The 4,427-nt window shown below is 63.0% G+C and carries 5 protein-coding genes and 1 pseudogene; all 6 read left to right on the forward strand.

The genetic code is table 11. The features are described 5' to 3' along the window. Positions 1-220: hypothetical protein (locus VFG49_RS13855; RefSeq protein ID WP_324861467.1), on the forward strand; the 220-nt coding region annotated here is incomplete at its 5' end. A gap of 208 nt (positions 221-428) precedes the next feature. Continuing rightward, the gene (locus tag VFG49_RS13860) at positions 429-1,415 is read left to right on the forward strand and encodes a sigma-54 dependent transcriptional regulator (RefSeq protein WP_324861469.1); all 987 of its coding nucleotides are present in this window, start codon (positions 429-431) and stop codon (positions 1,413-1,415) included. A gap of 204 nt (positions 1,416-1,619) precedes the next feature. Next, positions 1,620-1,889, forward strand: coding sequence for a hypothetical protein (locus VFG49_RS13865; protein ID WP_324861471.1), 270 nt, complete (start codon positions 1,620-1,622; stop codon positions 1,887-1,889). A 33-nt stretch (positions 1,890-1,922) separates the two neighbouring features. Next, positions 1,923-3,518, forward strand: a complete 1,596-nt coding sequence (locus VFG49_RS13870) for a phage tail sheath family protein (protein ID WP_324861473.1) — start codon at positions 1,923-1,925, stop codon at positions 3,516-3,518. A 10-nt stretch (positions 3,519-3,528) separates the two neighbouring features. After that, on the forward strand, positions 3,529-4,056 hold the full coding sequence (locus VFG49_RS13875; RefSeq protein ID WP_324861475.1) for a phage tail protein: 528 nt from the start codon (positions 3,529-3,531) through the stop codon (positions 4,054-4,056). A 3-nt stretch (positions 4,057-4,059) separates the two neighbouring features. After that, a pseudogene (locus VFG49_RS13880) lies at positions 4,060-4,427 on the forward strand (hypothetical protein); the annotation flags it as partial.

Below are 4,427 nucleotides of genomic sequence, written 5' to 3' on the forward strand. Positions count from 1 at the left end.
GTCGTATGACCGGCCCGCGGTCTACCGCTACGGCGCGGCGGGAAAGCGATGGAGCGACTATCGCGTGGAACAGCAGGCGAGCATCGTGGCGGACTGGTTCGCGGGCAAACTCGATCCCCGCGGCCCGCCACGCGCGCAGCAGGCATTTGAACCCATGGATGAGGCCTCAAATCCTTTTTGGCGATACATACGCGATTACATTCGCGCCGGGATTACTTGATAGGCTGATCCTCGCGTGGCATGGACGCATCTTCGCCGTCTCTCCCCAAAAGCCTATATACATCGGCACCCCTATCACTTAGGCCGGATGGGATTGCTCGTTGGGTGAGCCTATAGTCGCGTCTGTTGCCGCCCGCTCACTGGTCGTTGCGATTGAAATGCCTGGCGGCATCGCGTGTCCATGCCTCGACGGACGTGGGGAAGGGACGATGACTGTCATGCTCGGTCAATCGTCGGCGTTCCTGCGGTTGCGCGAACAGCTGCGCCGCTACGCCGAATGCGACATTCAGGTGCTGATCGAGGGGGAGACTGGCACCGGAAAGGAACTCGCCGCGCGGGAGATTCATTACGCCAGCGCGCGGAGCGGGCGTCCCTTCGTACCTGTCAATTGCGGGGCGTTGCCGGACAACCTCATCGAGAACGAATTGTTTGGCCACGAGCGTGGCGCGTATACCGATGCGCGCTGTGCACAACCGGGCCTGATCGATCACGCGCGCGGCGGCACGCTGTTCCTTGACGAGGTGGATACCTTGTCGAGCAAGGCGCAGGTGACCTTGCTGCGGTTCCTCGAGAACAACGAATACCGACCGGTCGGTGGTGGTTCGGCGCGCGTGTCCAATGCGCGCGTCATTGCGGCTACCAACAGCTGTCTGGACGAGGAAGTGGCAGCGGGGCGTTTCCGGCGTGACCTGCAATACCGTCTCAATGCATTGAATGTGCGGATGCCGCCGCTGCGCGAGCGGACGGGCGATGTGGAGTTGCTGGCTGCGCATTTCCTGGAAATCATCGCACACAGGCTCGATGGACCTGCCAAGCGCTGGAGCGCGGAAGCGATGCATGTGCTGTGCGTACATGCGTGGCCAGGCAATGTGCGCGAGTTGGAGAACGTGGTGCTGCGTGCGTACATGCAGACGGACGACGATGTGATCGATGGTCGTGCGGTGGAGGAGCTCGCCTGCGCAGGCGTCATCGCTGCCAGCGAGGACGGCCAGCGTCTCGATGGTGACGTTGGCTATCACGCGGCCCGGCATCAGGCGATTCATGTGTTCGAACAGGGTTATCTGCTGGGCCTGATGGTGCGCACGCAGGGCAATGTCACGGCAGCAGCGCGACTGTCGGGCACGGAGCGGCGGCAGCTCGGCAAGCTGCTCAAGAAGCACGGCATCGATACGCGTCGTTTCCGCACGCAGCCGTAAATACCTCATAGGCGAACTACCCGCGGCATGCGTTGGCGCGCGTGTTCGCGTGTCCGTTCGCGGCGTGTGGTGGGTGCGTGCAGACCCATGCGCGCAGGCCGAAGCGGGTCAATGCCGACCCGGACCGATGACGGAATGGCCTGGCGTGGCCGTTTGGCGATGGCATGCGAGTTGCCAGCAGCCTTGTGCACGTGGAGGCACGGCATGAGCCATCGGCGAAACAAAGATGCATCGGGGAGGCAGGAAGTGGAGCGCGCCGTGCTTGCCTATCTGCATCACCACCCCGATGCCGCGGACACGCTCGACGGCATCGTTACCTGGTGGCTTCCGCAGCAGCGTTACGAAACCGAGCGCGAGCGCATCGAGCGCGTGCTTGGCGGACTGGTGGAACGTGGGGATCTGCGCTGCAACCGCCTGCCTGACGGCGCCGTGCTCTATGCGCTCAACCGTTCCAGCAAGCCGCCTTTGCATTGACTGTCACACCTGGCCCTTCACGAGGAAACACCCATGCCAGCCACACTGAGTTACCCAGGCGTCTATATCGAGGAGATTCCCAGCGGCGTACGCACCATTACCGGCGTGGCGACCTCGATCACCGCCTTCATCGGCCGCGCGGCAAAAGGCCCCCTCGACATAGACACGGACGGCCCCGTGCTGATCAACAGCTATGGCGACTATGAGCGTGGATTCGGTGCGCTCGATCCCAATTACCCGATGGGATACGCGGTGCGGGATTTCTATCTCAACGGCGGCGCGCAGGCGATCATCGTGCGTTTGTTCGAGGGTGATGCCAGCAAGGCCAAGGCCAACTTCAGCATCACCAACCTGAAGCTGGAGGCCGCGTCGGCGGGAACGTGGGCGAACCAGTTGCGCGTGCGCGTCGACACGCTGGTGTCGGGCGAGGTGGCTGCGCTCTACGGGTTGGCGGCCGCGGATCTTTTCAACCTGACCGTTCGCGACATGGCGAGCGGTGCGCAGGAGTCGTTCCTCAATGTATCCACGAAGGATAGCCCGCGTCGCGTGGATCGCGTGCTGAAGGCGGGGTCGTCGCTGATCCGCGTTCAAGATGGCACGCTGACGGACTCCGTGCCCGCCGCGATGAGTGATGCGCCCGCCAACCACACGGTGTGGGATCAGGACGGGAGTTCGGTGGGCGTGACGAACGCGGGATCTGACAGCGTCAAGCTGACCGATCCCACTTACGAGGGCAACTCCGACGACAAGACCGGCATGTATGCGCTCAAGAAGGTGGATCTGTTCAACCTGCTGTGCATTCCACCGGATCAGCGCGGAGGCAATACCAGTGCCGACGTTTACCGCGACGCCATGGCGTTCTGCGCGGACCGTCGCGCACTCCTCATCGTGGATGCGCCATGGGATTGGAGCAGCGCGAATGCCATCACCGGCAACAACAACAAGGTTCTGACGGACCTCAACCTCACCGGCACAGGGGCGCGCAATGCTGCGTTGTTTTTCCCGCGCGTGCTGGAATCGGACCCCGCCAGGCAGGGGCAGATCGACACATTCGTGCCCTGCGGCATTATCGCGGGCGTGATGGCGCGCACCGATACCCAGCGTGGCGTCTGGAAGGCGCCGGCCGGGCTGGACGCGACGCTCAACGGCATCCAGGGCCTCTCGGTGGTGCTCACCGATGCGGAGAACGGGCAGCTCAATCCCATCGGCGTGAATTGCCTGCGCAGCTTCCCGGCCAGCGGCCCGGTGGTGTGGGGCTCGCGCACCCTGCGCGGTTCGGACCAGTTGGCGGACGACTACAAGTACATCCCCGTACGGCGTCTGGCGCTGTACATCGAAGAGAGCCTGTTCCGCGGCACGCAGTGGGTGGTGTTCGAACCCAATGACGATCCGTTGTGGGCACAGATACGGCTCAACGTCGGAGCGTTCATGCACAACCTGTTCCGCCAGGGCGCATTCCAGGGCAAGACCCCGACGGATGCGTACTTCGTCAAATGCGACAGCGAAACCACCACGCAGAACGACATCAACCTCGGCATCGTCAACATCGTGGTCGGTTTCGCGCCACTGAAGCCCGCCGAATTCGTGGTCATCCAGCTGCAGCAGATGGCCGGCCAGATCCAGACCTGAGGACAATGTCATGGCTCAGTTCAGCGTGAACGCGCAGCGCTTCGATCCCTACAAGAATTTCAAGTTCCGGGTGAAATGGGATGGCCGCTATGTAGCGGGCGTCAGCAAGGTGTCGGGTCTCAAGCGCACCACCGAGGTAGTGAAGCACCGCGAAGGCGGCGACCCCAGCAGCAGCCGCAAATCGCCGGGGCGCACCGAGTACGACGCCATCACCATCGAACGCGGCGTCACCCACGATCTCGAATTTGAGAAGTGGGCAAACAAGATATGGAACTACGGCGCCGGGCTGGGCGCCGAGGTATCGCTGAAGGACTTCCGCAAGGACCTGATCCTGGAGGTCTACAACGAAGCAGGGCAGCTTGCGCTGGCTTACAAGATCTACCGTTGCTGGGTATCGGAATACCAGGCGATGGCAGACCTGGATGCCAACGCCAATGCGGTGGCGATCCAGCACATCAAGCTGGAGAACGAGGGTTGGGAGCGCGATACCAGCGTGCAGGAGCCCACCGAGCCGAGCTTTACGGTGCCCGTAGGCTGATCGATGCGAACCCTCGGCGCCAGCGAGTTGTTGCAGGTGTGGGAGCGCGCGCTCGACGCGCCCGCGTTGGCGTGTGGCCTGTGGATGCTGCAGCTCGATGGCGACGCACAGGATGCGTCCGCATGGCTGGACCTGTCGCTTGGGCAGCGCGATGCACGTCTGCTGCAATTGCATGCCAGGCTGTTTGGCCGGGCACTGGAAGGCGTGGCCACGTGCCCGGCGTGCCAGTCGACGGTGGAAGTTTCCCTCGATAGCCGGACGCTGGAGTTGTATTCGCCGGATGAGCCGATGCCGGATGAGCGTGTGTTCGACATGCAGTCGGCGGGTCACGACCTGCGAATACGCTTTCGACCGGTGAGTTGCGCAGATCT

Source organism: Dyella sp., from assembly GCF_035685885.1.
Taxonomy (GTDB): domain Bacteria; phylum Pseudomonadota; class Gammaproteobacteria; order Xanthomonadales; family Rhodanobacteraceae; genus Dyella.

Bases quoted from the DNA above. Each gene is read 5' to 3' on its own strand.
- VFG49_RS13860 (WP_324861469.1), top strand. From the start codon at position 429: ATGACTGTCATGCTCGGTCAATCGTCGGCGTTCCTGCGGTTGCGCGAA.
- VFG49_RS13865 (WP_324861471.1), top strand. From the start codon at position 1,620: ATGAGCCATCGGCGAAACAAAGATGCATCGGGGAGGCAGGAAGTGGAG.
- VFG49_RS13870 (WP_324861473.1), top strand. From the start codon at position 1,923: ATGCCAGCCACACTGAGTTACCCAGGCGTCTATATCGAGGAGATTCCC.
- VFG49_RS13875 (WP_324861475.1), top strand. From the start codon at position 3,529: ATGGCTCAGTTCAGCGTGAACGCGCAGCGCTTCGATCCCTACAAGAAT.